Genomic DNA, 22,431 nt, shown 5'->3' with positions numbered 1-22,431 from the left:
TACCGGGCAGGGTGGCGCAGGCGGTGTGCTTGTCCGGGCCACCGGGGCAGGGATTGGTCGTGTGGCGAGCCGGCCCGGGGATGCGATGCATGGCCTAGTGTCGCGTCACCGATCATCTGTCGGTCTGCGCTGGCCATCGAAGCGCATCGCGGCGTTGCATCGCTTGCCAATACGCTCGGTATGGGCAAGCGATGCGCCTTGCGCTGCGCTCCGATGGCTGCGCGCAGCCTACGACATCTGATCCGTGACGCGACACTAGCCGCCGGGTGCGATCAGCCCGCCGGGCGCTGCGCCGCCGCCGAGGTCGGCGACGGCCTGCACCCGACCGCTGCTGGGCGTCACGCGGCGCAAGATGCCGCACGCAATCCCGGCGCGCCGTATCGACCCTTCGGCCATCGCGGCCACCCGCTCGGGAAACCGTATCGCCCGGATGCGGTTTTCCGGCGCTTCATCTCATTCCATTCCTGAATCATCCGTGCACTTTGCCGGCGTCGCTTGCCGTGCATTCGTGCTGTCTGCGCTTTGCTTTCGCTTGCACGAACGATTTGGAAATGGAATCACGCCGTCTGCATGCCCCAGCGTCGCACGGTCCTGTTCTCGACCCAGCGGAACAGGACGCCTTCGACGATCAGCCCGATCAGGATGACGCCAAGAAGGCCCGCGAACACCGACCCGATGTCGAGTTGGTTCTTGCGTTCGTAGATGAACCAACCCAGTCCGCCCGAGCCTGAACTGACCCCGAAAACCAGTTCGGCGGCGATCAAAGTGCGCCAAGCGAAGGCCCAACCGATCTTGAGTCCCGCCAGCAGGCTGGGAAAGGCGGCGGGAACCAGGATCGCGGCGGTGTGGCGCCAGCCGCGCAGACCATAGTTGTGCCCCACCATGCGCAGCGTCGGCGACACAGCGCGGAAGCCGGAGTGCACGTTCAACGCCATCGGCCAGACCACCGAATGCACCAGCACGAACACCAGGCTGCCATTGCCCAGTCCGAACCACATCAACGCCAACGGCAGCAAGGCAATGGCCGGCAACGGATTCAGGAGCGCGCAGAGCAAGTCCAGCAGATCGGCGCCGATGCGCGTCGTGGCCGCCAAGCCCGCCAGCAGCATGGCCAGGACGATGCCGATGGCGTACCCCTGAAGCAGGATCATCAGCGAATATCCGGCGCGCCGGGGGATCACGCCCGAGACCGTTCCTCCGGCAAAGCTGTGCAGCGTCTGCAGCAGCGTCGGGAAGATCAGGTCGTCGTTCAGCCATCGGCCGTAGCCCTCCCAGATCAGTCCGATGGCCAGCAGTATCGCGATCTTCCGGAAAATGGGCGCTCCCCGAACCGGCCGGGCGGCAAGCGCCATGGTTCGCATGCTGCTCATACGGCTTCCTGCGGCCCTGGCGCGGTGGCGAAAAGGCTCTCGTGGATTATCTCCGACAGGCGCTGCCCGGACGGGTGCACCCGATCCTTGCCATCGCTCGTTACCTCGCCCTTCACCCGGCCGGGGTGCGGCGACAGCAAGAGGATCCGGCTTCCTATGCGGATCGCCTCCTGGATCGAATGGGTGACGAAGACGACCGTAAAGCGCGTTTCGTTGCACAACTGCAAAAGCTCATCCTGCATGGCGACGCGGGTCAACGCATCGAGTGCGGCGAAAGGCTCATCCATCAGCAAGATCTCGGGCTCCATCGCCATACCGCGCGCAATCGCGACACGCTGCTTCATGCCGCCCGACAGCATGTGCGGATAGGCGTCGCCGAAGTCGCCCAGCTTGACACTGGCGATGGCCTGCGCCGCGCGTGCGCGTGCCGCCTGGCCGTGCCAACGACCGGAAGATTCGAGCGCGAACACCACGTTGCCGAGAACGGTCTTCCAGGGCAGCAACTGGTCGAACTCCTGAAAAACCATCATCCGGTCCGGCCCCGGCGCGCGCACGGGCGTGCCGCGCAGGCGGATGCTGCCCGACTCCGGCCACAGGTAGCCGCCGATCGCCTTCAGCAAGGACGACTTGCCGCACCCGGAGGGGCCGAGCAGCACCAGGCGATCACCCTGCCGGATGTCGAAGCTCACGTTCTCGGTCGCAGTCACCGTGCGCCCTTCGCTGACGTAGCGCAGCGTGACCCGCTGCACCGCCAGCAAAGGCGCGGAACTGCCAGCGCCAGCATCGGGCTTCAATTTCCGGCCTCCCCGTCGAGCGCGGCAATGAACAGGCTCTTCCACGATGCGGGTTGCACCCTGATGGCCCCGGTCTCGTACATGAACTTCGCGAAACCCATGATGCCGCGCGGGGTGCTGTCGAAGCTGATCTGCGGGTCGTTCAGGATCTCGACGATGTTCTCCGGCGTCTCCTTGTCACCGGAAAGCCGGAGATAGACGGCTGCCGCCGCTGTCTTGTTCTCGGCAATCGAACGCTGCGCCTGGCGCAACGCGGCCAAGAAAGCCTGGACCATCTTCGGATGGGCGTCGTGGTAATTTTTCGTGGTGTAGATCACGTTGGTCGAACTCGGGCCGCCCAGCACCGAGAAGGTATCGATGACCGGCTTCATCCCGGCTCTCATCTCCCGATGGGAAAAGGGCGGCACCGTGAAATCCCCCGTGATCTCGCTCTTGCCCGACAGCATCAGCGCCATGCTGTCGGACAGCGGCATGGCCACCGTCAACTTGTCGAGGCGGTCGAACTCCCCGATGCCCCAGGCCTGTGCGGCCGCCATTTGCAGCACCACAGCCTGTGTCGACACCTTGACGCCGGAAACCGCAATCCGGTCCTTCGGCGTAAAGTCCTTGACGGACTTGATCGCCGGATTGCGCGTCATCAGGTACATCGGCATCGTGTTCAGCGCCGCGATTCCCAGCACCTGATTTCGTGAGCCTTGCGTGCGCGCCCACATGGTCAGAAACGGCGGCGGACCGACCACTGCGAAGTCAAGGTTGCCGGACAGCAAGGCATCGTTCATGACCGCGCCGCCGGAGAACTGCTGCCAGACCACGTTGACATCCTTCACGCCCAACCTGGCGGCGTGCTTCTCGATCAGTTTCTGCTCCTGCATGATCATCAGCGGGATATAGGCCACACCATATTGGCGCGCCACGCGCACATCCAGCGCCTGCGCGCTCCCCCAATGGACAGCGCCGATGGCAGTCAGCGCACCGAAGCGCGCGCCCTGCCGGCAAAGACGGCGCAGTGTGGTGAAAAGGGCCATGCTGTTTTCCCCTTCAGGCAAGGTGGCGAGATGTTTCCACGCACCGCGCAGGGCCGTGGAAGCGTTAAATGCAAGCGTTATATGCAAGCGTTTGCATTTTGGAGATTGTGCGCATGGCGGATCAGCCCATGAACTAGGGATATCCCCAGCAGGTCATGCGCAGCAGCGAACGCGCTTGCGCTTGCGCTTGCATTACGATGCTGGCTGCTTGCCGTCCGGAAACCAGTCCACCATGCCGCGTCATCCCGCTTCGTCCTCCCTCGCCTTGGCCGGAAATGCCGGGCGCGCCGTCTCGCTCGCCGATGTGGCCATGCTGGCCGGCGTGTCCCCCGGCACGGTGTCGCGCGCGTTGTCCAGGCCCGAGATGATCCGCCCGACGACGCGCATGCAAATCATGGCGGCGGTCGAGCGGCTCGGCTACGTGACCAACGGCGCAGCGCGCTCGCTCGCCATGCGACGCACCATGACGATCGGAGCCATCGTCCCCCGATTCGGCAGTTCTTCGTTCCCGACCATGATTCAGGCGCTCGAAACCCGGCTGGCTGCGCACGGGTACACGCTGCTGCTCTCGGCGCCCGAGCACAAACTCAGCAAAGAGCCGGCCATTCTTCGGACATTGCTCGAACGCGGTGTCGACGCCGTGGCCCTGCTGGGCGAAGAGCAGCTGACCCATGCACTACCCATGCTCCCCGCCTCGCGCATACCCTTCGTTCTGATGTGGGCGCCCCCGGAATCGGTGAACCATGCGGTCGGCTTCAGCGAACGAGAGGCTGCGGCGCTGGTGGTCGCGCACCTCGCGGCACTGGGCCACCAGCGCCTTGGATTCATCGGCGGGCGCACCGGCGACAACGCGCGCGCGCAGCGCCGCTTTCACGGCTTCACGGTGGAAGTTGCCAAGCGCGGCATGACGATTTGCGAGGCCGCCATGATCGAGACCGACTACGGCTTCGAGCAAGGCTACGCGGCCATGGACCAGATCATCGAGGACCTGGACCGCGCCGACCGGCCCACTGCGGTGGTGTGCGGCAACGACTACCTCGCGGCTGGCGCCTTGTCGGCGCTCGATCGCGCCGCCATCGAGGTTCCCCGTGCGCTGTCGATCATCAGCTTCAACGACAACGACTTCGCGTCCTACCTGCATCCGCCGCTGACCACCGTGCGGCTGCCAATCCGCGAGATGGGGGAACAGGCCGGCGCGTACCTCATTGCGCGGCTGCGCGGCGCCGCGCAGCCCGAGCGCGTGCCACTGCATGTGGGTCTCGTGGTGCGCCAGAGCACCGGCCCCGTCTTCGAGGGTGCGATTCGTCGCAAGCCGGCCAAGACGCGCTGAACGCGCCTTGAAGGCCGATGGCCTGCCTGCGGCAGCGGGTCGACCAGCGAAATCCAAGCCCACGGTCGCGGCCTGCATGGCTAGTGGTCCATAACGTTTAAATAGATAGTAAATTACCTCCTTGGAGGACACGATGAACTTGACCGAAGCCGAAATCGTGGAACTGCGCCAGCAAGCCAATGGAAGGTCCGTTCGAGCGGATTTGGCGCGTCGTGCGCGTCTGATCTTGCTGCTTGCCGAGGGACTGACCTGGAGCGCCATCAGGGCCAAGCTCGATTGCAATGACAGCTACATTGCTCTCTGGAGCAAGCGCTTCGCCGCTGACCGTTTGGCAGGCTTGTTTTCTCGCCATGCCGGCCGCCAGCGCTACAAGGTCACCGACCGCCTGGAGGCGCGTGTGCTGGCGCGCACGACCATGCACAAGCCCGCCGATGGTTCCACGCACTGGTCCACGCGCAAGCTCGCTGCCGAACTTGGTGGCGACATCTCGCACATGACCGTGGCGCGCATCTGGGCCAAGCACGGACTCAAACCGCATCGGCTCGAAGGCTATCTCGCCTCCAACGATCCGGACTTTGAAACCAAGGCAGCCGATGTCATCGGCTTGTATCTGAACCCGCCGCAGCATGCGGCCGTCTTCAGCGTCGACGAGAAGACGGCGATTCAGGCGCTCGATCGCAAAGACCCGGTGCTGCCGCTCACGCCGGGGCGTGCCGAGCGTCATGGCTTTGAGTACTTCAGGATCGCTCGCGGCGTATTCATCTCGGTACCCGATCTCAAGAGAAAGCTCATGCGCTACATCCGCAAGTACAACGAGCAACCCAAGTCCGTGAAGTGGAAGTACTTCGACACAACTCGGATAATTACTCCTGATTCAATAATTACAGTCCACTAGGATAGCTGTTCGCAGACCCATCATGTTGCAACGCTCATCCGTATCGAGATTGAGATTGATCTCCCTGGCCTGTTTTACCGCCTCGGCAGGATTGCTGTTCAGCAATACGTTCAGATGGGCGGAACGCTCGTAGAACCTGTCTAGCATTGATGACACAGCGCGGCTCCTAGGTTTTCCACCATTTAGTGAGCTGGATGAATCCAGCAACCGGGGCTCTCGCTGTCGAAGAACTCCACCTTGACATGTGCTCCCAATTCGTCGCGGATCGTCTGGAAGACCCGGTTGCAGTACGCCTGACCCCCTCCAAATACTGACACCGCCACACGATTGATGCCGGTGTCTTTCATTCGTTGCAGTAGGTGAATGTCTTGCTTGGCGAAGCCCCAGCCATAAACCACCAGCGTGTCCCGCTGCGATTTCAGCACCTCTCTGTATACGGTGGAGAGGTAGTAGCTGTTTTGGATGGAAGTAACTTTCTGCCGCCACGTTCCCTCGCTCACGAACAAAGGCACGACCTCTCCGTTTTGCCAGCGCTGCAGGACCGCCTCCAGCAGCCCGTCCTGAAGGTTGTGGATCTTGCGCTCCTGCTCGACCAGGTTTCGGCACAACACCAGACTGCCATGCGCATAGAACACCAGCGAGGTTGAACGTTCTCTCCGGATCGGCTGCCTGAATCGCTGCCAGTCATCGTTGAAGGTGCCACCTCCCACAAAGCAGTCCTTGAACGCATGCTGGTCGTCGATGGCCAACCCGTAGGTCATAGCCCAGTACACCACCAGGTCGTAGTTGAGCGAGATGACGGTTCTGAACCGCTTCAGGAATTGATAGATGCTCGGCAGGTGGGCGCTTACCGCACCATGCTCCGGATGAATGTCGCGGACTGTTTGGATGAGGCAGTCCCTAAGACCCACGTAGGCGGCATGGGTCCGCTCGTCCGGAATTTGTAGTAAACGATTGACGTTTGATGCCTGCCAGACGATACGAAGAACCAGCTCGAAGTCGTTGGTCCGAAAGAACTTGAACAACCGCTGAGCATCCACGGGGAGCAGGTTGTACTCGGCGGCATGTTGCAGCAGCGAGCCGTAGGAGAAGGTCGGACTGACGGAGATGCTGGCACCGTTGCCGAGCAGAATTGTGCATCCGTAGTTTTCCGCAATCGCTTCCCAGGGCCTGATCTCAAACGGCATGTTGTTGGTCCTTGTGCATTTAAGTCGCGAGGTTCATAGCTGTGGAATTCGCGCGAGATGGTTCTTGATCAGGAGCCAGCACATATTGAGCGCGAAGGAACGGCCAAGCCGCGTCATCTGATCTTCAGGGATTCCTACCGGGCGGTGTGCGCCTGGACTGAGAAAACCGAAAACACCGGCTAGGGCATGTTAACAATCAAGTAATCCAGATATAAGTACAAACCAGATTGAGAAACGACAGGTAGTTACGCGCCAGCTTTTCATAACGAGTTGCGATTCTTCGGAATTGCTTGATCCGATTAAAAAAACGCTCGACCACATTGCGCTCCTTGTACAGATGTCGATCATGACTTCGCTGCACCACACGATTGCGCCTGGGTGGAATGACCGCCGTCGCACGGTGCCCAATTCTGCAGGCAAGTCTCGCCATGGTGAACCCGTGCGCATGATCCACAACACCGTTTCCAAAAATAGTCGATTGGCCTGGGCGGTCGCACCAGGATCGCTCGGCTTGCCCGGTAATGACGGAGATAATTTCTCCCATTGTTCATCACATGGTAGTTTTCTGACTTCTTGCATCTTGGGCTCCTATTCATTCAAAGAGCCGAATATGGATATAGTCCATTGATTGTTGATACGCCCTAAACCCGCGCCACCACACTCTTGAGCTTGCAATAGCTCTTGATTCCTTCCAGACCTTTTTCACGGCCAAAGCCGGATTTGCGGTTGCCTCCGAACGGGACTTCGATGCCGCCGGCGAAGTATTCGTTGATGTAGACCTGCCCGGCATCGACACGGCGGGCGAAGCGGTAAGCCTGCGTGATGTCTCTGGTGTAAATGCCTGCCACCAGCGCGTAGTCGGTGCCGTTGGCCAGTGCGATGGCTTGTTCCAGATCGTCGGCTTGCTGCACCACCAGCACCGGGCCGAAGATTTCTTCCTGCACCACCGGGTCTTGCGCCGACCGTGCCTCGATCACCGTGGGGCGATAAAACCATCCGCCCGGCGCGTTCGCGGGCTGGGCGATGCTGCCGCCCGCAAGCACCGCATTGCCGCGCGCGGCGGCGGTGGCGACATGCTCGTGTATGCGGTTCAGATGCAGCAGCGAATTGACCGGGCCGACATCCGGCTGGTCCAGGCCGTGACCCAGCCCCAGTTTGCCGACCCGCTCCAGCAGCCGCGCCATGAAGCTGCCATGCAGTTTGCGTTCGATGATGAGGCGCGAGCCTGCCGAGCAGATCTGCCCGGCGTTCTCGTAGATGGCGCCGAGTACGCCATCGAGCGCCTGCTCGACATCGCAGTCGGCCAGAACGACCAGCGGTGATTTGCCGCCCAGTTCGAGCAGCACGCGCGTCACGTTGTCGGCGGCGGCGCGCATGACCCGTTGCCCGGTGGCGACCGAACCGGTGAAGGTGATGTGGCCAATGCCCGGGTGCGCTACCAGCGCTGCGCCCGCCGCCGCGCCAGTGCCGGTGACGACGTTGAGCACGCCCGCAGGCAGGCCGGCGGCGCTGGCCAGTTCGGCCAACAGCAACGCCGACAAGGGGGTTTGCTCTGCGGGTTTGGCAACCACGGTGCAACCGGCGGCCAGTGCCGGAGCGATGCCGCGCGCGGCGGTGCCGACCGGGTAATTCCAAGGGATGATCTGCGCCGCAACGCCGATCGGCTCCTCGACGGTAAAGCCGATGTAGTCCTTGCCGAGCGGAAAGCTGTCCCCCTGCATCTTGTCTACCGCGCCCGCGTAATACTCGAAGGCGCGTATCACGCCGCGCACATCGCCCTGGGCCTCGCCAAGCCGCTTGCCGCTATCCAGGCACTCGATGAGCGCCAGCCGGTCGGCATGTTGGCGCACCTGCTGCGCAATGGCCCAGAGCACGCGGCTGCGCTCGGCGGGCGCGGTCTCGCTCCAGGCAGGCAAGGCGCGCTTTGCAGCGTGCACGGCCGCATCGACCTCGACCTCGCCGCCGGCGGCAAATTGCGCAAAGACACGGCCACTGCCGGGGTCGAAGCTCTCCAGCGCAGCGCTGGTCGCGCCAGCCTGATAAGCGCCGTCGATGAATTGCGCGCACGGCAAGCCGCTGAGTGTGCCGGTGTTGCGAAATTCGGTGATCAGTGCGTCGAGGGAGGGGTTCATGCCTGCACCTCACTGACGGCGTGACGGGATTTTTCCAGCCATTGCGGGCAGATTTCCAGGCCCCAGCCCGGCTCGGAGGGAATCTGCACCTTGCCGTCCTTGACGTTCAAATAGTTGCGGAACAGCCCCTGTTCCCATGGGTAATAGTCTGCGCCTTCGATCGAGTATTCGACATAATCCCCGGCATTCTTGAGTGCACCCATGATGTGCAGCGTCACCAGTGTCACCAGCGAGTGATTGGCCGAATGCGGCGTCACCTTCAGGCCCGCCTGCTCCGCCATGCGCGCCACCTTCAGCATGCGCGTTACGCCGCCGATGTAAAAAACATCGGGCTGCACGATGTCCACCACCCGCTGATCGATCGCGTATTGCCACAACGTCAGGTCGCAATCCTGCTCGCCGCCGGTCACGTCGAGTTTCAGGCTTTCCTTGACCTCCTTGGTCCAGCGATGTTCCCAATAGGGGCAAGGCTCCTCGAAGTGGACGACGCCGTGCTCTTCCAGCATGCGCCCGACGGCAATCGCCTTGGCCGGTGTGTAGCAGCTATTGCCATCGACCAGCAAACGCGCGCCATCACCGAGTGCGCGGCGCATGGTCGGGACAATCGCCTCGGTGCGCCCCGGCCATTCATCCTGGTCATGGCCGCACTCCTTGCCGACGCGGAATTTGAAGGCGCCAAAACCATGTGCGTCGCGCAGTCTGGACAGCCGCGCAGCCTCATTCTCGGGCGTGATGTCGCGCTTCATGCTCGACGCATAAACCGGAAAGGCACGCGGCTGGCCGCCCAACAGTTCGCAGACGCTCTTTTGCTCCAACTTGCCGCGCAAGTCCCACAGCGCGGTGTCCAGACCGGCCAAGGCGCGAAATAAATAGGAACAGGGGAATTTGTGCTCACGCTCCGGGATGATATTGACCAGATGCTCAATATCCAGGGCATTCGCGCCCAAAGCCCAGGGCGCGATTTGCCGATGAAACACCTGCGCCGTGATATCCGCGTTATAGGTGGACATCTGCCCCCAGCCTTGCAGACCGGTATCGGTGGTGACACGCACAAAGCCAACGTGCCTGTTGCTGAATGTCTCGAGACGATTGATTTTCATTACGTATTTACTCCGGCCGGGTATCGCTCCTCATGACGGCCCGTTGCAATCAGCGTGGCCATCCGAGAGCCGCCGTGCCATTGGGCCATCGGGGATGCTATCTTCTACTCAAAATAGACTGAATCCAAACGTCCATTCTGGAAAAAATGGCAGTCCATTATGATGGTGCACCCACATGCCAGCACCAGCGTGCACTGATATTCAGAACGACGACACCGGCCACGATGAAGGCAAAGCCGAATATCCGTGGGTCCAAGGCATGGGCGTTAAGTCGTTCGTCGGGATGGGGTTCGGGACCTTGGCTGGGTAAGTAGAACACTTTGATCTGGTCTTTGTGCCGGCCACATAGCCCCAGTGAATCTTGGCGCCCTCGGTCTTGGCACGCTCGGATGCCATGCTTTGTGCTCCAGCGCGACACCCCACACTTCATCAAAAATGGACTGCCATATTTTTTCAAAATGGGTATTTGTGCCAAGCCACTGTTGGCGTAGCTTAGCGCTTGCCATCCGGGGTGCGGGGCCAAGCAGGCAGCGCCCTGCAAGAGCAGTCGGACAGGAAGCATGTCAATGGAGACGCGACGATGATGAAAATGAAGCGGCTTGTTTTGCTGACGGGCTTGGTGGGCCTGGCGGCTGCCGCAAGCGTCGCCTCCGCCGAGACCTTGAGACTGCTGACCTGGAGCGACCTGGCGCCAGAGGCGCTGGTGCAAAAATTCAGGCAAGAGACCGGCATCGAGGTGCAGGTTACGTTGTCGAACAATGAGGACATCATCTCCAGGCTGCGCGCCACCGGCGGCGCCGGGTTTGACTTGGCGCAACCCAGCCACGACCGGATTGTCGGGCCGCAGGCGGATTTTCGTATCTACAAGCCGCTGGATCTGTCCCGGGTCAAGCTCTCGCAGTTCACCCCCGGCCTGCTGGAGGCGACCAAGGCCAGCACTACCATCGCCGGCAAGGTCTATGCGTTGCCTTTTACCTGGGGCACTCTGGGTGTGCTGACGAACCATGCCAAGGCGCCCAAGGTGTCGAGCATTGCCGACCTGTGCGCCGATGCCTACAAGGGCCGGGTGGCGATGCGCATCCGGCGGCCCGCGCTGATGTTGATGGCGTTTGCCCATGGCGATGACCCCTTTGCCGCCTATGGCGAGCCGGACAAGTACCAAGCCATCATCGACCGCGCCGGGCAAAGGCTGGCAGCCTGCAAAGCCCATGTGAAAGCCTATTGGAACAACTCTGACGATTTGCTGAACATGATGCGCTCCGGTGAAATCGTGGCCACCGAGGGCTGGGATTCGCATGCCTTCAAGTTGCAGGGCGAGGGCATGGACATCGGCTATGACAAAAACCCGCTGGGCTGGATCAATACCTTCGTGCTGCCCGCCAAGGGCCGGGCCGATGGTGCCGCTTACCAATGGATCGATTTCGTGATGCGGCCAGAGAACGCCGCGCTCATCATGCAATCGTCGAGCAATATGACGGCCTCGGTGGGTGCGCAGGATGTGGCCCCTGAAAAGCTGCGCCAAAGCCTGCAACGCATCTATTCGCCGCAAGCGATTGCCAGCATCAGGTGGTTCCCGCAAATTCCCGCCGGCCTGGAACTGCGCGAGGGCAAGGTTCTCGATCGCGTCGCGGCGCAGTAGGTGCAGGGCTGCAATGGCCTGGGCATGTGCCTGGATGTGCCAGACGCATGGCGCATGATGTCTGCCATTCCGCTCGCCGGGGCAGGGGCAATGCCGGCAGCAGGTGTGGGCAAAGCGGGATGAAAAGTCCGATGAAATTTTGTGTCAACCCAAAGGAGATCGAGCCATGACGAAAGCGAAGCATTACCTTGCCAGTGTGCTGGCAGGATTGGTGGGCCTGGCCGCCACTGCCACCGCATCTGCCGAAACCCTCAGATTGCTGACCTGGGGCAATTACGCGCCGCCGGAGTTGGTCAAAAAGTTCAAGCAGGAAACCGGCATCGATGTGCAAATCACGCTCTCGAACAATGAGGACATCATCTCCAGGCTGCGCGCCACCGGCGGCGCCGGGTTTGACTTGGCGCAGCCCAGCCACGACCGGATTGTCGGGCCGCAGGCGGATTTTCGTATCTACAAGCCGCTGGATCTGTCCAAGGTCAAGCTCCAGCAGTTCACTCCCAGCCTGCTGGAGGCGGCCAAGGCCAGCGCCACCATCGCCGGCAAGGTCTATGCGCTGCCTTTTACCTGGGGCACCCTGGGCGTGCTGACGAACCATGCCAAGGCGCCCAATGTGTCGAGCATCGCCGACCTGTGCGCCGATGCCCACAAGGGCAAGGTGACGATGCGCATCCGGAGGCCCGCGCTGATTCTGATGGCGTTTGCCAATGGCGATGACCCCTTTGCTGCCTATGGCGAGCCGGACAAGTATCAGGGCATCATCGACCGCGCCGGGCAAAAGCTGGCGGCCTGCAAAGCCAATGTGAAAGCCTATTGGAACAACTCCGACGATCTGCTGAACATGATGCGCTCCGGCGAAGTCGTGGCCGCCGAGGGGTGGGATTTGCATGCCATCAAGTTGCAGGAAGAGGGCATGGACACCGGCTATGACAAGAACCCGCTGGGCTGGATCGATACCTTCGTGCTACCCGCCAAGGGCCGGGCCGACGAGGCCGCTTACAAGTGGGTGGATTTCGTCATGCGGCCAGAGAACGCCGCGCTCATCATGCAGTCGTCCGGCAATATGACGGCCTCGGTGGGCGCGCAGGATTTTGCCTCGGAAAAGCTGCGCAAGAGCCTGGAACGCATCTACTCGCCGCAAGCCATCGCGCACGTCAGATGGTTCCCGCCGATTCCTGCCGGTCTGGAGCAGCGCGAAGGCAAGATTCTCGATCGCATTGCGGCGCAGTAAGTCGGGATCGATGGCGACGCCAAACAAGTCCCTGCGATGGCCTTCCTTTCCGCTCCGAAGCGGGCTGTTGGTCATGGCACTCAAGCCTCCTGCGGCAACGGTGCGTCGAAGGGTGTCAGGCAGACTGCCTCAATGCGCCACTGGCGCAGGCGGCCAGGCGACAGACGGGTCCGCTGGCGGCACCGAGGTGAGCAGCAAACGGGTGTAGGGATGTCGCGGATTGGCGAATACCGCCTCGGTTTCGCCCTCCTCGACCACGTCGCCACGCTGCATCACGACCACCCGCGAGCACAGGTAGCGAACGACCGACAGGTCGTGCGAGATCAACACCAGCGCGATGCCGTGGCGCCGTCCCAGTTCGATCAGCATGTTCAGGACCTGGGCCTGCACCGACACGTCAAGCCCGGATACGATTTCGTCGGCCACCAACAGTTGGGGCATCACACACAAAGCCCGACCGATGTTCACGCGCTGCTTTTGCCCGCCCGAAAGCTGACTTGGAAAGCGCGTGAGCGCGTCCTGCGGCATTCCGACGTCGTTCAGCAGTTGGCGGGCATGCTGCTCGCGCGGGTTGCGCTGGAGCTTCGCCGCCATCTGGTCGGACTCGTAGGCCTGGGTCAGGAGCCGGAACACAGAGCGGCGCGGGTTCAGCGCGGAGTGCGGATCCTGGAAGATCATCTGCACTTGCTCGCGCGTGAGCCGCAGGGCGTGGGCACTCGACCGTTCCTGCCCATTCACCAGCAGCCGGCCGCTGGTGAGCGACTCGGCGCCGACGATCAGCCGCGCCACCGAACTTTTGCCGCTGCCGCTTTCCCCCACGATGCCGACGAACTCCCCGGGCTGCACCTTCAGCGAGAGCCGGTTGACGGCGATGTTGTGCACCTTGCGCCGACCCAGCAGGCCCCGGCGCGCGGAGTAGCGCAGCGTCGCGTCCCGGAGTTCCACCAGCGGCGGCGCAGCGGGGTCGCCGCGCGGCACTTTCCAAGCCCCACTGTGGCTGTCGTCGGCGGGCGCATGGTTCGCCGTGAGTTCCCGCGGCGCGATGCATCGGACCCAGTGCCCGGCAGCCTGTTCGACCAGGGCGGGCGGCTCCTGCGTGCAGGCAGGCTGCCGCTGCGGGCAGCGCGCGGCGAAGCGACAGCCGGTGATGGCTCCCATCGCCGCGACGCCCGGCATCTGGCCGCCGAGGGTCGGCAGCAGGCGCTGCGGCCCATGCACGTCGGGCGTGGCGTGGTCCAGCGCCCAGGTGTAGTGGTGGCGCGAGCGGCGCAGCACTGCGCGCGCGGGTCCGTATTCGACCTGCTCGCCTGCGTAGAACACGGCGATGTCGTCGCACACGTGGGCCGCCAGCCGCAGGTCGTGCGTGATCAGCAGCATCGCCGTGTGATGAATGCGCCTCTGCCCGGCGAGCAGTTGAAGCACGTTGGCCTGGCTGACGACGTCCAACGCGGTGGTTGGCTCGTCGGCGACGATGAGCGCCGGGTTGGCGACGAAAGCCATCGCGATCAGCACGCGCTGGCACTGGCCGCCCGAGAGTTCGTGCGGGTAGCGCTCGGCCAACTCGTTGGGCTTCGGCAGATGCACCGATTCCAACTGCTGCAGCATCGAGCGCTGCCGCTCTCGGGACGGCACCCCCAGGTGCGCGAGGTGCTCGTCGAAGGTCTGGGCGATGGTCAGCACCGGGTTCAACGCCGTCAGCGGTTCCTGCGGCACGAAAGCAATGCGCCGCCCCAGCAGTTGGCGCCAAGTCTTGCTGTCCAGCGTCAGCAGATCCAGACCATCGAACATGATGCTGCCGCGCGTGATCTCGAAGCCAGCCGGGGTGTGGCCGGCGATCACACGGCCGATCATGCTCTTGCCGGCGCCGGACTCGCCCACCAGCCCGAGGACCTTGCCGCGTTCCAGGGTGAGCGAGATGTCGCGCAGCAAGTCGACCTTCGCGCCACTGCGGCGGGCCGTCAATGTGAGATGGGAGATGCCGAGCATGTCATTCGCTGCGCAGGCGCAGCCGCGGGTCCAGCGCGACACGGACACCGTCGCCGAAGAGGTTGCAGCCCAGCACCGTGAGGATGATGCAGGCGACCGGAACCAGCATCACCCAGGCGGCGCTTTGCATGTCGGTGCGAGCGTCCGCCAACATCTGACCCCAGGTGGTGACCTGCGCCGGCACCGAAAGGCCGATGAAGGACAGCGTCGCCTCCACCACGATGGCGATGCCCATCTCGATGGAGAACAGCGTGATCATCAACGGCACTACCGCCGGCAGCACTTCGCGCAGCATGGTGCGCAGATGGCTGAAGCCCAGCAACCGAGCCGCCAGCACATAGTCACGGCGGCGGGTGACCAGCACGTCGGCCCGGATCACGCGGCAAAAGCGCGTCCAGTCCACCAGCACCACCGCCAGGATCACCTTGTCCACGCCTGTGCCGAGGCCGACCAGCAGGATCAGCGATAGCACCACGGGTGGGAACGACATCCAAAGGTCGACCACGTAGCTGATGCCGCGATCGACCACGCCGCCGAAGTAGCCCCCCAGCATTGCCAGGGTGCTGCCGAGCAGCATCGAGCCCAGCGCTGCGACGACGGCCACGGTCAAGGCCACGCGCGCGCCGTAGATGGCGCGTGACAGCACACAGCGACCCAGGCCGTCGGTCCCGAGGGGGAAAGCGGCGTCGCCCCCCGACGCCCACATCGGCGGCGTCAGCATGTGCAGCAGGTCCTGTTCCAGTGGGTCGTGCGGCGCCACCCAGGGCGCGAACACGGCCAACGACAGCATCACCAAAAGAATGCTGCCGCCCACCCACACGCGCGGCTGGCGACCCAACTGGCGCAACGCGCCGCAGGTGACGCCAGCGCAGAGGGTCGTCGGGGCCGTCGGGGCCGGCGAGGTGGGCATTGCCGTCGCGGTCATGGCGTTCTCAGTCGCGGGTTCAACACGGCATACAGAACGTCGACGATCACCGTGATCGCCAGCATCAGCACGCAGAAGATCAGGGCAATGCCCTGGATCAATGGCAGGTCGTTGCCCCTGACCGCCTGCACCATCAGGTTCCCGACGCCGGGGAAGCCGAAGATCATTTCCACCAGCAACGCGCCGCCGAACAGGAAGCCGAACTGCACGCCGATCATGGTGACCGTGGGCAGCGCCGCGTTTTTCAGCATGTGGCGCCACACGATGCGCGTTTCCGACAGCCCGCGCAGCCGCGCCGCTTCCACGTAGGGCTCGCTCGCGGCGTCGATCAGGCTGGAGCGCAGCACCCGGATCACGAGCGGCGCGAAGCCCAGGGCCAGGGCCAGCGCCGGCAGCAGCAGGTGCGACAGCGCCGTGAGCCAGGCATCGAAGCGCCCCACCAGCAGAAGGTCGATGACGGCGAAGCCGGTGATGTCGGGCAGCGCAACGCCTACGCCGACCCGCCCGCTGAAGGGCAGCACGGGCCACAGCACGCCGAAGGTCAGGATCAGCAACAGACTCCAGAGGAAGGAAGGGATTGACTGCATCGATGCCACCGCGAGGTCTGCGGCGGTTTCGCGCCGGCGCTGGTAGAGCGCGTAGGCCAGCACGCCGCCTGGCACGCTGATCACAAGCGCAAGCAGCAGGCCGGCCAGCGTCAGCTCCAGCGTCGCCGGCAGCGAGGACAGCATCAGGTGGGCGACCGGCTGGCGGAAGTTGATCGAGGTGCCCAGGTTGCCGTTGAATGCCTGCCACAGCCAGATGAGGAATTGCTGCGGCACGGGCTTGTCGAAACCGAGCTGCTCCCGCAGCACTGCGGCATCCGCTGCCGTGGCCGATGCCGGCAGCAGCAGCACCAGCGGATCCACCGGCAGCATGCGCAGCACGACGAACACCACCAGCGACAACAGCAGCAGGGTCGGGATGGCCAGCAGCAGCCGGCGCAGGACGATCGCGGAAATGAGCGGGAACATGTGGTGGATCCTGCGCGCGGCCTGTCAGTGGGCGAGGCCGGTTCAGCGGTACTTCATGTCAGCCGGCAGGATGTAGCCGTTGTCGAACAGGGTGGGCTGCAGCGCCGACGAATACGCCGCCGTGGCGACGGCCTGCAGCAGCGGGATGGCCCAGGATTGCCGCGATGATTCGACGTTGAGGGCCTTGTAGCCGGCCATGCGCTTGGCCTCGTCGACTTCGGTCATCAGGGCATCGATGCGCGGGGCCAGCGACATGTCCTTCCAGGTCGAGAAGCGCAGACGCGGGTCGAAGATGCGGCCGGCATAGTTCTCCGGGTCGCCGGTGCTGTTGACCCAGTTGTAGAGGAGCGGGCCCGCGAGCTTGCCGTTCTGCGCCGCCTCGACCAGTTTGGCCGGCGTGGTTTCCTCGATGGTGGCGTTGATGCCCACCGCCTTCCACATGCCAGAGATGGCGCGCGCCATGTCGTAGTCGTTCGGGAACACGCCGTTGGTGGACAGCAGCGTGAAGGACACCGGGTTGGCAGGGCTGAAGCCGGCAGCCTTCAGTTCATCGATGGCCTTGTTCTTGTCGTGGGGGAAGTGGAAATCGGGCACATGGGAGGGCGTGCCTTCGGGCGCCATGACCGACAGCGGCTTGGCGACGCCGTCGTAGAACGCCTTGGACAGGGCCGCCTTGTCGATGGACAGGTGCATGGCCGCACGCACGTGATCGTTGTCCATCGGCTTGACGTAGTTGGGAATCCGGATCATGTAGACCTCCGAGACGGGATAGGCCTTGGTCACGATGCCGGTCTTCGACGCCAGCCGATGCACTTCGCGCATCGGCAGTTGCGTGGCCATCCCGACCCGCCCGGACTCGGCCAGCGCGACGCGCGCCGAGCCTTCCGGCACGATCTGGAACACCGCCTGCCTGATCGGGGGCGCGCCGCCCCAGTACTTGTCGAAGCCTTCCAGCACGATGCGCGAGCCGCGCTGGTGCTCCACCATCCGGTAGGGGCCGGCGCCGATCGGCTTGGCGTTGAAGCCCTCGGCTCCCACCTTCTCCATGTAGGCCCTGGGCACCACGTAGACGGCAAGAAAGGCCAGGTAGATCGGGGCGGCCGGTGTCGGCCGGTTGAACACGATGACGCCCTTGGTCGGCGAGCTCAGCTCGATATCGCTGAGGGTGTTGAGCATGCCGCCGACCAGCAGCTTTTTGTCGGCCTGCGCGCGCTCGGCCAAGCTGTAGCGGACGTCGGCCATCGTCATGCGCGTGCCGTCGTGGAACAGGATGTCGTCGCGCAGGGTGATCGCGAGACGGGTGGCCTGGTTGTCAAGCCACTTCCACTCCTTGACCTGGCGCGGTTCGAGCTTCAACTGCGGTGAGTAGCGCAACGGCGAATCGAATACCGACTGATACAGGCTCTGGATGGCGGGAATGGACAGCGCGTTCGGATCCCATGTCGGCACATCCACCGGGTAGGCGATCGCCAGGGTCGACTTGCCCACGGTCTGCGCGCCGGCCATCTGCCACGGCAGGAGCGCGCCCGCACCGGCAGCCAGTGCGCCGAGCAGCAGATGGCGTCGGGCCGGGTCCTGCAACGCCCGCTGGAGTTCGGCATCCCGGGGGCGCGGGAACTGGAAATCTGTCATGGTGCATTTCTCTTCCGGGTGAAGGGGAGTGCGAACCGTCGCGCAGCGGTGGTGCGTGGTGCGACCTGGTGTCGCGTCACGGATCAGATGTCGTAGGCTGCGCGCAGCCATCGGAGCGCAGCGCAAGGCGCATCGCTTGCCCATACCGAGCTGTATTGGCAAGCGATGCAACGCCGCGATGCGCTTCGATGGCCAGCGCAGACCGACAGATGATCGGTGACGCGACACTAGGGACGGCGTTCATGGCTTGCTCGTTGCGCTCAGGGCTACGTAGGCGCTCTCTGCCGCCAGCACGAACCTGAACATGCTGTCGTGCGCGGCGACCGAGTCATGGCGTGCAAAGCTCGTATACAGATCCTGCAGCCCGGCGACCACGACCGGATGGATACCGGACCCACGCAAGGTGGACATCCGCACGGTCAACACCTGGTCGGAACAACGCATGATCATCGCCGCCAGCCGCTTGTTGCGCACGGCGCCCAGCCAGGTCTCACGGAAATCCACGTTGGCGCGGAACAGGCGCGGGAAATCCTCCGGGGCCTGGGCGGCCCTGGCCTCGCTCAGCGCTGCGCTCAACTGCGAGATGCCCGCCCGCGACAGGTCGCGAGCGGCGAGCGCCGCAGCACGCGGCTCCAGCAGCTTGCGCAGTTCGAACACTTCCATCACGTCCTTCGGATCCAGGGCGGGGATGCGATAGCCGCGCGCGGTACTGACCAGGACGCCCTCTGCCACCAGTTGCAGCAGGGCCTCGCGAACGGGCATGCGCGACATGCCCAACTGCGCCGCAATCTCGATATCCACCATGCGATCGTCCGGCGTCACCAGGCCGGTGCGCAGCCGGCCGCGCAGGGCGTCGTAGGCGATGGCGCTGAGGCTCTGGCGGCTCTGCGGCTGCGCCGCCGGCAAGTCCTTCAAAGGCGAGGTTGAACGAGCCACGATGGGTTTCCGTATACGGTTTGATCTTGATCCGGCATTCGATTCACGTTTTTTTCCTCTGAAAATGACCGCCGAAGCGGGCACGAAACGCAATTTTCCGTTTGCAGAAGCTGCTTCCTCGCTTTGCCAGTGGTTTCCAACTGGGTTCAGGCTTGAAGGACAAGACTGGACATTGACTTCAATGTGACACGAACAATATACTGTTGTCAACCGCTTCAAGCACGATTCCCGGCCGTGGTGGCCGGGGCGAAAAGCAGTGGAGCGCTTCCCCCCATGAACTCGCAAGCACCGCCGTTCGAGCATCCCTTCAAGATTCGGCTGGAACGTGGCACGGTGCTGCCCCTGGTGTGGCTGGCCCTCGGCAGCGCTGCGCTGGCCGAAATCGCCGCACGGTCCGTGCCGGCCGCCATCGTGCTCGACCTCCAGCATGGCCTGTGGGAGCGCGGATCGCTCGAGGCCGCCGCAGGCATTGCGGGGGTGTGCACTTCCGTCATTGCGCGGACGGCCGATTTTTCGGCGCCGGCCGTCGGCGCCGCGCTCGATGCTGGCGTGGCCGCAGTCATGGCGCCACTGGTGGAAAGCGCGGACGATGCGCGCGTCCTGGCCGGCGCCAGCCGCTATCCGCCGCAGGGCAGGCGCTCGGGCGGCGGCGTGCGGCCGCTGCTGGCGGGTGCCGACAGCATGCTGGCCGTCAACCGGCATGTTGCTGTAGGCGCGATGATCGAGACCGCGCTGGGTGCGCAGAACGCAGAGGCGATCTGTGCCGTCGCCGGCATCGACTTCATCTTCGTCGGCACTGGCGACCTGCAACTGTCGATGCCGGATGCCAGCCCCGGGCAACTGAAGGCCTGCTGCGCGCGCATCCGCGACATCGCCCACCAACAGGGCCTTCCCTGCGGGCTGTTCACCTCCGACGCTGTCGCCGCCCGGCAGGCGTTCGCCGAGGGCTACGAGTTGGCCGTGGTCGCCAATGACATCGGCCTGGCCGCACGCGGCTTCGCCGAGGCGGTGCAGGCGGCCCGGTCCTGACCTTCCAGACGAAAGACCTTCCCCACATGCGCAATGAACAAGCCATCGATGCCCTGATCCGGGTGCTCGGCGCCGATCTCGTGGCCACCGGCCTCGGCATCCCTGACCGGCGTCACGGCGACTGGAGCGGCGTGCCGGCCAGCGTGCCGCGCGCTCTGCTGCGGCCATACAGCACCGGGCAACTGGCGCGCATGCTGCACATCTGCAACGAGTTCGGGCAGCCAGTGGTTGCGCAAGGCGGTCTGACGGGCCTTGCTGGCGGCGCTTGCTGCGCTCCCGGCGAAGTCGCGGTGAGCCTGGAGCGCATGAACGCAGTCGAAGAGGTCGATGCGATCTCCGGCACGCTCACCGCGCAGGCCGGTTGCACGCTCGAGGCGGTGCAGGAAGCCGCCGGGGCCGCCGGCTTCCTGTTCGCACTGGACCTGGGCGCGCGCGGTACATGCACCATTGGCGGCAACCTCTCCACCAATGCCGGAGGCAACCGAGTCATCCGCTACGGCACCATGCGCGACCAGGTGCTGGGCATCGAGGCGGTGCTCGCCGACGGCAGCGTGATCGGCGGCCTGCACAAGATGGTGAAGAACAACACCGGCTACGACTTGCGCCACCTTCTGGCCGGGGCCGAAGGCACGCTGGGTATCGTCACGCGCGTGGTGCTGAAGCTGCATCCGCAGCCACGGTCGGTGTCCACCGCCTGGTGCGGCCTGCCGAACTACGAAGCGGTGACCGCGCTGCTGCAGCGCGCGCAGGCGGAACTACCGGGGGGCGTGTCGGCCTTCGAGGTGATGTGGCCCGGCTACCTCGACTTCATGATGGAGAAGGTCAAGGGATTGCGCGCACCGTTGCCGGGCCGTCACGCGATGAATGTGCTGATGGAAAGCGCAGGCGCCGACGATGTGCACCACCCTGCGGCCTTCGATGACTTCCTGGCCCGCATGCTGGAAGAAGGCGTGATCGAGGATGCCGCCGTAGCGCGCTCCAGCACGGACGCTCGCTCGCTGTGGGCGGTGCGCGATGCCACAGCGCAATTGCCTGTGCTGTTGCCCGGCATGGCGGCGTTCGACGTGAGCTTTGCGATCGCGGACATCGGCCGCGCTGCGCTGGAGTGCGAAGCCCTGCTGCGCGAGCACTGGCCGAACGGCACCGCCCTGGTCTACGGCCATCTTGGCGACGGCAACCTGCATGTGATCGCGCATGCCGACGGCGGCCGGCCGGAGACCCGCGCGCAGATCGAAGAACGGGTGTACGACCTGACACGGCGTTACCGCGGCGCCGTTTCTGCCGAGCACGGCATCGGCCTGCTCAAGCGCAAGGTACTGGGCCACACGCGCAGCCCCGCAGAACTGGCGGCGATGCGCGCTGTGAAGAACGCGTTGGACCCCAAGGGCATCCTCAACCCCGGAAAGGTGATCTGAGCATGAATGCATCCAGGATCAAGTTCCGCATCTGGGCGCAGGGCGCCACGGACCATGTGGGCCACCGCACTTATCTGGCGCAGTTGCTGCCGCACATGCAGGCCTGTGTCGACCCGGCGTTCGAGGTCGATTTCCACACCACCACGCCCTCCGTCACCACCGTGCATGCGCTGTCCGAGTTTCGCTTCTCGCGCGAGGTGATCCGCAACGCGATCCGCGCCGAGCGAGAGAGCTACGACGTGTTCTTCATGAACCACTTCCAGGATGTCGGCCTGTACGAGGCGCGCGCCTCGGTGAACATCCCGGTGCTGGGGCTGGGCGAGACCAGCCTGTTGCACGCTTGCACGCTCGGGCGCAAGCTGGGGCTGCTGGCCATCAACCACGCCTTCATCCCGACGCATGCAGACCAGGTACGGCGCTACGGCCTGGAGCGGCGTGTGGCCGGGATTCGCGCCGTCAACGCCACGATGGCCGACTGGATGGAGGCCTTTGCCTCGCCCGAGAAGAAGGCGGAGTTGGAACAGGTGTTTGTGCGCGAAGCCCGCCGGTTGATGGACGCGGGTGCCGACGTCATCGTGCCCACCGGCGGCATTCCCATGATGCTTTTCGGCGCACCGGGCGCCCATGTCGACGGCGCGCCCATCGTCAACGGTGTGACCGTGGTGCTGAAGGCCGCCGAAATGGCGGTGAATCTTCGCCGCCTGGGTGCCGCAGTCACCAGCCGCGTGGCGCACTCCGGGTTCGCGCTGCCGAACGAGAAGACGCTGGATGAGTTCCTGAACCATGGCTGATGCA

General features: G+C 64.1%; 22 protein-coding genes and 1 pseudogene. 10 read left to right on the top strand and 13 right to left on the bottom strand.

Annotation, left to right across the window (positions count from 1 at the left end; genetic code table 11):
- Positions 1-97 precede the first annotated feature (97 nt).
- On the top strand, positions 98-241 hold the full coding sequence (locus VEIS_RS31755; protein ID WP_157048631.1) for a hypothetical protein: 144 nt from the start codon (positions 98-100) through the stop codon (positions 239-241).
- Positions 214-468, top strand: a complete 255-nt coding sequence (locus tag VEIS_RS29265; protein WP_198137916.1) for a hypothetical protein — start codon at positions 214-216, stop codon at positions 466-468. Before VEIS_RS31755 ends, VEIS_RS29265 begins: the two co-directional genes overlap by 28 nt.
- An 89-nt stretch (positions 469-557) precedes the next feature.
- Here VEIS_RS29265 and VEIS_RS21810 read toward each other — a convergent pair whose 3' ends face one another.
- From VEIS_RS21810 to VEIS_RS21800, 3 genes are read right to left on the bottom strand one after another with little or no spacing between them, the layout of a single operon-like run.
- Complete coding sequence (locus VEIS_RS21810; protein WP_011812191.1) at positions 558-1,370, bottom strand: ABC transporter permease; 813 nt, start codon at positions 1,368-1,370, stop codon at positions 558-560.
- Positions 1,367-2,164 (bottom strand): ABC transporter ATP-binding protein, encoded by a 798-nt coding sequence (locus VEIS_RS21805; RefSeq protein ID WP_011812190.1) that lies wholly within the window; start codon positions 2,162-2,164, stop codon positions 1,367-1,369. The genes VEIS_RS21810 and VEIS_RS21805 overlap by 4 nt, the downstream gene beginning before the upstream one ends.
- Positions 2,161-3,276: an ABC transporter substrate-binding protein gene (locus tag VEIS_RS21800; RefSeq protein ID WP_198137915.1), complete on the bottom strand. Its 1,116-nt coding sequence runs from the start codon at positions 3,274-3,276 to the stop codon at positions 2,161-2,163. The genes VEIS_RS21805 and VEIS_RS21800 overlap by 4 nt, the downstream gene beginning before the upstream one ends.
- Before the next feature lie 145 nt (positions 3,277-3,421).
- Between VEIS_RS21800 and VEIS_RS29260 the strand changes: the two genes are divergently transcribed.
- Positions 3,422-4,519: a LacI family DNA-binding transcriptional regulator gene (locus VEIS_RS29260; RefSeq protein ID WP_011812188.1), complete on the top strand. Its 1,098-nt coding sequence runs from the start codon at positions 3,422-3,424 to the stop codon at positions 4,517-4,519.
- 133 nt (positions 4,520-4,652) lie between these two features.
- Positions 4,653-5,414 carry an IS630 family transposase gene (locus VEIS_RS21790; protein WP_011812187.1) on the top strand — a complete coding sequence of 254 codons (762 nt, stop codon included), beginning with the start codon at positions 4,653-4,655 and terminating at the stop codon, positions 5,412-5,414.
- A gap of 182 nt (positions 5,415-5,596) precedes the next feature.
- Here VEIS_RS21790 and VEIS_RS21785 read toward each other — a convergent pair whose 3' ends face one another.
- The 5 genes and pseudogenes from VEIS_RS21785 to VEIS_RS21775 form a co-directional block, all read right to left on the bottom strand.
- Positions 5,597-6,601, bottom strand: a complete 1,005-nt coding sequence (locus VEIS_RS21785; RefSeq protein WP_011812186.1) for a DUF4917 family protein — start codon at positions 6,599-6,601, stop codon at positions 5,597-5,599.
- Positions 6,602-6,797: 196 nt separating this feature from the next.
- Positions 6,798-7,031 carry a transposase gene (locus VEIS_RS30860; protein WP_232287977.1) on the bottom strand — a complete coding sequence of 78 codons (234 nt, stop codon included), beginning with the start codon at positions 7,029-7,031 and terminating at the stop codon, positions 6,798-6,800.
- Positions 7,004-7,180, bottom strand: a pseudogene (locus VEIS_RS30855) (transposase); the annotation flags it as partial. The gene VEIS_RS30860 and the pseudogene VEIS_RS30855, both read right to left, overlap by 28 nt.
- A gap of 62 nt (positions 7,181-7,242) precedes the next feature.
- Complete coding sequence (locus VEIS_RS21780) at positions 7,243-8,733, bottom strand: aldehyde dehydrogenase family protein (protein WP_011812184.1); 1,491 nt, start codon at positions 8,731-8,733, stop codon at positions 7,243-7,245.
- On the bottom strand, positions 8,730-9,833 hold the full coding sequence (locus VEIS_RS21775; RefSeq protein ID WP_011812183.1) for a mandelate racemase/muconate lactonizing enzyme family protein: 1,104 nt from the start codon (positions 9,831-9,833) through the stop codon (positions 8,730-8,732). The genes VEIS_RS21780 and VEIS_RS21775 overlap by 4 nt, the downstream gene beginning before the upstream one ends.
- A gap of 589 nt (positions 9,834-10,422) precedes the next feature.
- Between VEIS_RS21775 and VEIS_RS21770 the strand changes: the two genes are divergently transcribed.
- Entirely contained in the window at positions 10,423-11,472 is a 1,050-nt protein-coding gene (locus tag VEIS_RS21770; protein ID WP_232287777.1) for an extracellular solute-binding protein, read from the top strand.
- Positions 11,473-11,638: 166 nt separating this feature from the next.
- Complete coding sequence (locus VEIS_RS21765) at positions 11,639-12,700, top strand: extracellular solute-binding protein (protein ID WP_011812181.1); 1,062 nt, start codon at positions 11,639-11,641, stop codon at positions 12,698-12,700.
- 129 nt (positions 12,701-12,829) lie between these two features.
- On the opposite strand, the gene VEIS_RS21760 is transcribed toward VEIS_RS21765, so the two are convergent.
- Genes VEIS_RS21760 through VEIS_RS30000 form a run of 5 tightly spaced genes read right to left on the bottom strand, consistent with a single transcriptional unit; the run spans position 12,830 to position 19,171 of the window.
- Positions 12,830-14,728 carry a dipeptide ABC transporter ATP-binding protein gene (locus tag VEIS_RS21760; protein WP_232287776.1) on the bottom strand — a complete coding sequence of 633 codons (1,899 nt, stop codon included), beginning with the start codon at positions 14,726-14,728 and terminating at the stop codon, positions 12,830-12,832.
- Entirely contained in the window at positions 14,688-15,611 is a 924-nt protein-coding gene (locus VEIS_RS21755; RefSeq protein ID WP_011812179.1) for an ABC transporter permease, read from the bottom strand. Before VEIS_RS21755 ends, VEIS_RS21760 begins: the two co-directional genes overlap by 41 nt.
- Positions 15,608-16,624 carry an ABC transporter permease gene (locus VEIS_RS21750; RefSeq protein ID WP_011812178.1) on the bottom strand — a complete coding sequence of 339 codons (1,017 nt, stop codon included), beginning with the start codon at positions 16,622-16,624 and terminating at the stop codon, positions 15,608-15,610. The genes VEIS_RS21755 and VEIS_RS21750 overlap by 4 nt, the downstream gene beginning before the upstream one ends.
- 42 nt (positions 16,625-16,666) lie before the next feature.
- Positions 16,667-18,484 carry an ABC transporter substrate-binding protein gene (locus VEIS_RS21745; RefSeq protein ID WP_157048629.1) on the bottom strand — a complete coding sequence of 606 codons (1,818 nt, stop codon included), beginning with the start codon at positions 18,482-18,484 and terminating at the stop codon, positions 16,667-16,669.
- A gap of 12 nt (positions 18,485-18,496) precedes the next feature.
- Entirely contained in the window at positions 18,497-19,171 is a 675-nt protein-coding gene (locus VEIS_RS30000) for a GntR family transcriptional regulator (RefSeq protein WP_049773996.1), read from the bottom strand.
- A gap of 22 nt (positions 19,172-19,193) precedes the next feature.
- Between VEIS_RS30000 and VEIS_RS29995 the strand changes: the two genes are divergently transcribed.
- The 4 genes from VEIS_RS29995 to VEIS_RS21725 all read left to right on the top strand — a co-directional run bounded on the left by VEIS_RS29995 (position 19,194) and on the right by VEIS_RS21725 (position 22,427).
- On the top strand, positions 19,194-19,379 hold the full coding sequence (locus VEIS_RS29995) for a hypothetical protein (RefSeq protein WP_198137914.1): 186 nt from the start codon (positions 19,194-19,196) through the stop codon (positions 19,377-19,379).
- Between the two features lie 86 nt (positions 19,380-19,465).
- A complete protein-coding gene (locus tag VEIS_RS25005) occupies positions 19,466-20,221 on the top strand; it encodes an HpcH/HpaI aldolase family protein (RefSeq protein ID WP_049773995.1) in 756 nt (251 codons plus the stop codon).
- A 26-nt stretch (positions 20,222-20,247) separates the two neighbouring features.
- Positions 20,248-21,636: an FAD-binding oxidoreductase gene (locus VEIS_RS21730; protein WP_011812175.1), complete on the top strand. Its 1,389-nt coding sequence runs from the start codon at positions 20,248-20,250 to the stop codon at positions 21,634-21,636.
- A gap of 2 nt (positions 21,637-21,638) precedes the next feature.
- Entirely contained in the window at positions 21,639-22,427 is a 789-nt protein-coding gene (locus VEIS_RS21725) for an aspartate/glutamate racemase family protein (RefSeq protein ID WP_011812174.1), read from the top strand.
- The last annotated feature ends 4 nt before the right edge of the window (positions 22,428-22,431 follow it).

The organism is Verminephrobacter eiseniae EF01-2, from assembly GCF_000015565.1.
GTDB lineage: Bacteria > Pseudomonadota > Gammaproteobacteria > Burkholderiales > Burkholderiaceae_C > Acidovorax > Acidovorax eiseniae.
This window is presented reverse-complemented; position numbering and strand designations above follow the sequence as displayed.

Excerpts from the sequence above, each read along its gene's own strand:
- VEIS_RS21725 (WP_011812174.1), top strand. The coding sequence starts at position 21,639 with ATGAATGCATCCAGGATCAAGTTCCGCATCTGGGCGCAGGGCGCCACG.
- VEIS_RS21750 (WP_011812178.1), bottom strand. The coding sequence starts at position 16,624 with ATGTTCCCGCTCATTTCCGCGATCGTCCTGCGCCGGCTGCTGCTGGCC.
- VEIS_RS21775 (WP_011812183.1), bottom strand. The coding sequence starts at position 9,833 with ATGAAAATCAATCGTCTCGAGACATTCAGCAACAGGCACGTTGGCTTT.
- VEIS_RS21790 (WP_011812187.1), top strand. The coding sequence starts at position 4,653 with ATGAACTTGACCGAAGCCGAAATCGTGGAACTGCGCCAGCAAGCCAAT.
- VEIS_RS29260 (WP_011812188.1), top strand. The coding sequence starts at position 3,422 with ATGCCGCGTCATCCCGCTTCGTCCTCCCTCGCCTTGGCCGGAAATGCC.
- VEIS_RS25005 (WP_049773995.1), top strand. The coding sequence starts at position 19,466 with ATGAACTCGCAAGCACCGCCGTTCGAGCATCCCTTCAAGATTCGGCTG.
- VEIS_RS29995 (WP_198137914.1), top strand. The coding sequence starts at position 19,194 with ATGGGTTTCCGTATACGGTTTGATCTTGATCCGGCATTCGATTCACGT.
- VEIS_RS21730 (WP_011812175.1), top strand. The coding sequence starts at position 20,248 with ATGCGCAATGAACAAGCCATCGATGCCCTGATCCGGGTGCTCGGCGCC.
- VEIS_RS21755 (WP_011812179.1), bottom strand. The coding sequence starts at position 15,611 with ATGACCGCGACGGCAATGCCCACCTCGCCGGCCCCGACGGCCCCGACG.
- VEIS_RS30860 (WP_232287977.1), bottom strand. The coding sequence starts at position 7,031 with ATGGCGAGACTTGCCTGCAGAATTGGGCACCGTGCGACGGCGGTCATT.
- VEIS_RS21765 (WP_011812181.1), top strand. The coding sequence starts at position 11,639 with ATGACGAAAGCGAAGCATTACCTTGCCAGTGTGCTGGCAGGATTGGTG.
- VEIS_RS21780 (WP_011812184.1), bottom strand. The coding sequence starts at position 8,733 with ATGAACCCCTCCCTCGACGCACTGATCACCGAATTTCGCAACACCGGC.
- VEIS_RS21810 (WP_011812191.1), bottom strand. The coding sequence starts at position 1,370 with ATGAGCAGCATGCGAACCATGGCGCTTGCCGCCCGGCCGGTTCGGGGA.
- VEIS_RS29265 (WP_198137916.1), top strand. The coding sequence starts at position 214 with ATGGCTGCGCGCAGCCTACGACATCTGATCCGTGACGCGACACTAGCC.
- VEIS_RS21785 (WP_011812186.1), bottom strand. The coding sequence starts at position 6,601 with ATGCCGTTTGAGATCAGGCCCTGGGAAGCGATTGCGGAAAACTACGGA.
- VEIS_RS21770 (WP_232287777.1), top strand. The coding sequence starts at position 10,423 with ATGAAGCGGCTTGTTTTGCTGACGGGCTTGGTGGGCCTGGCGGCTGCC.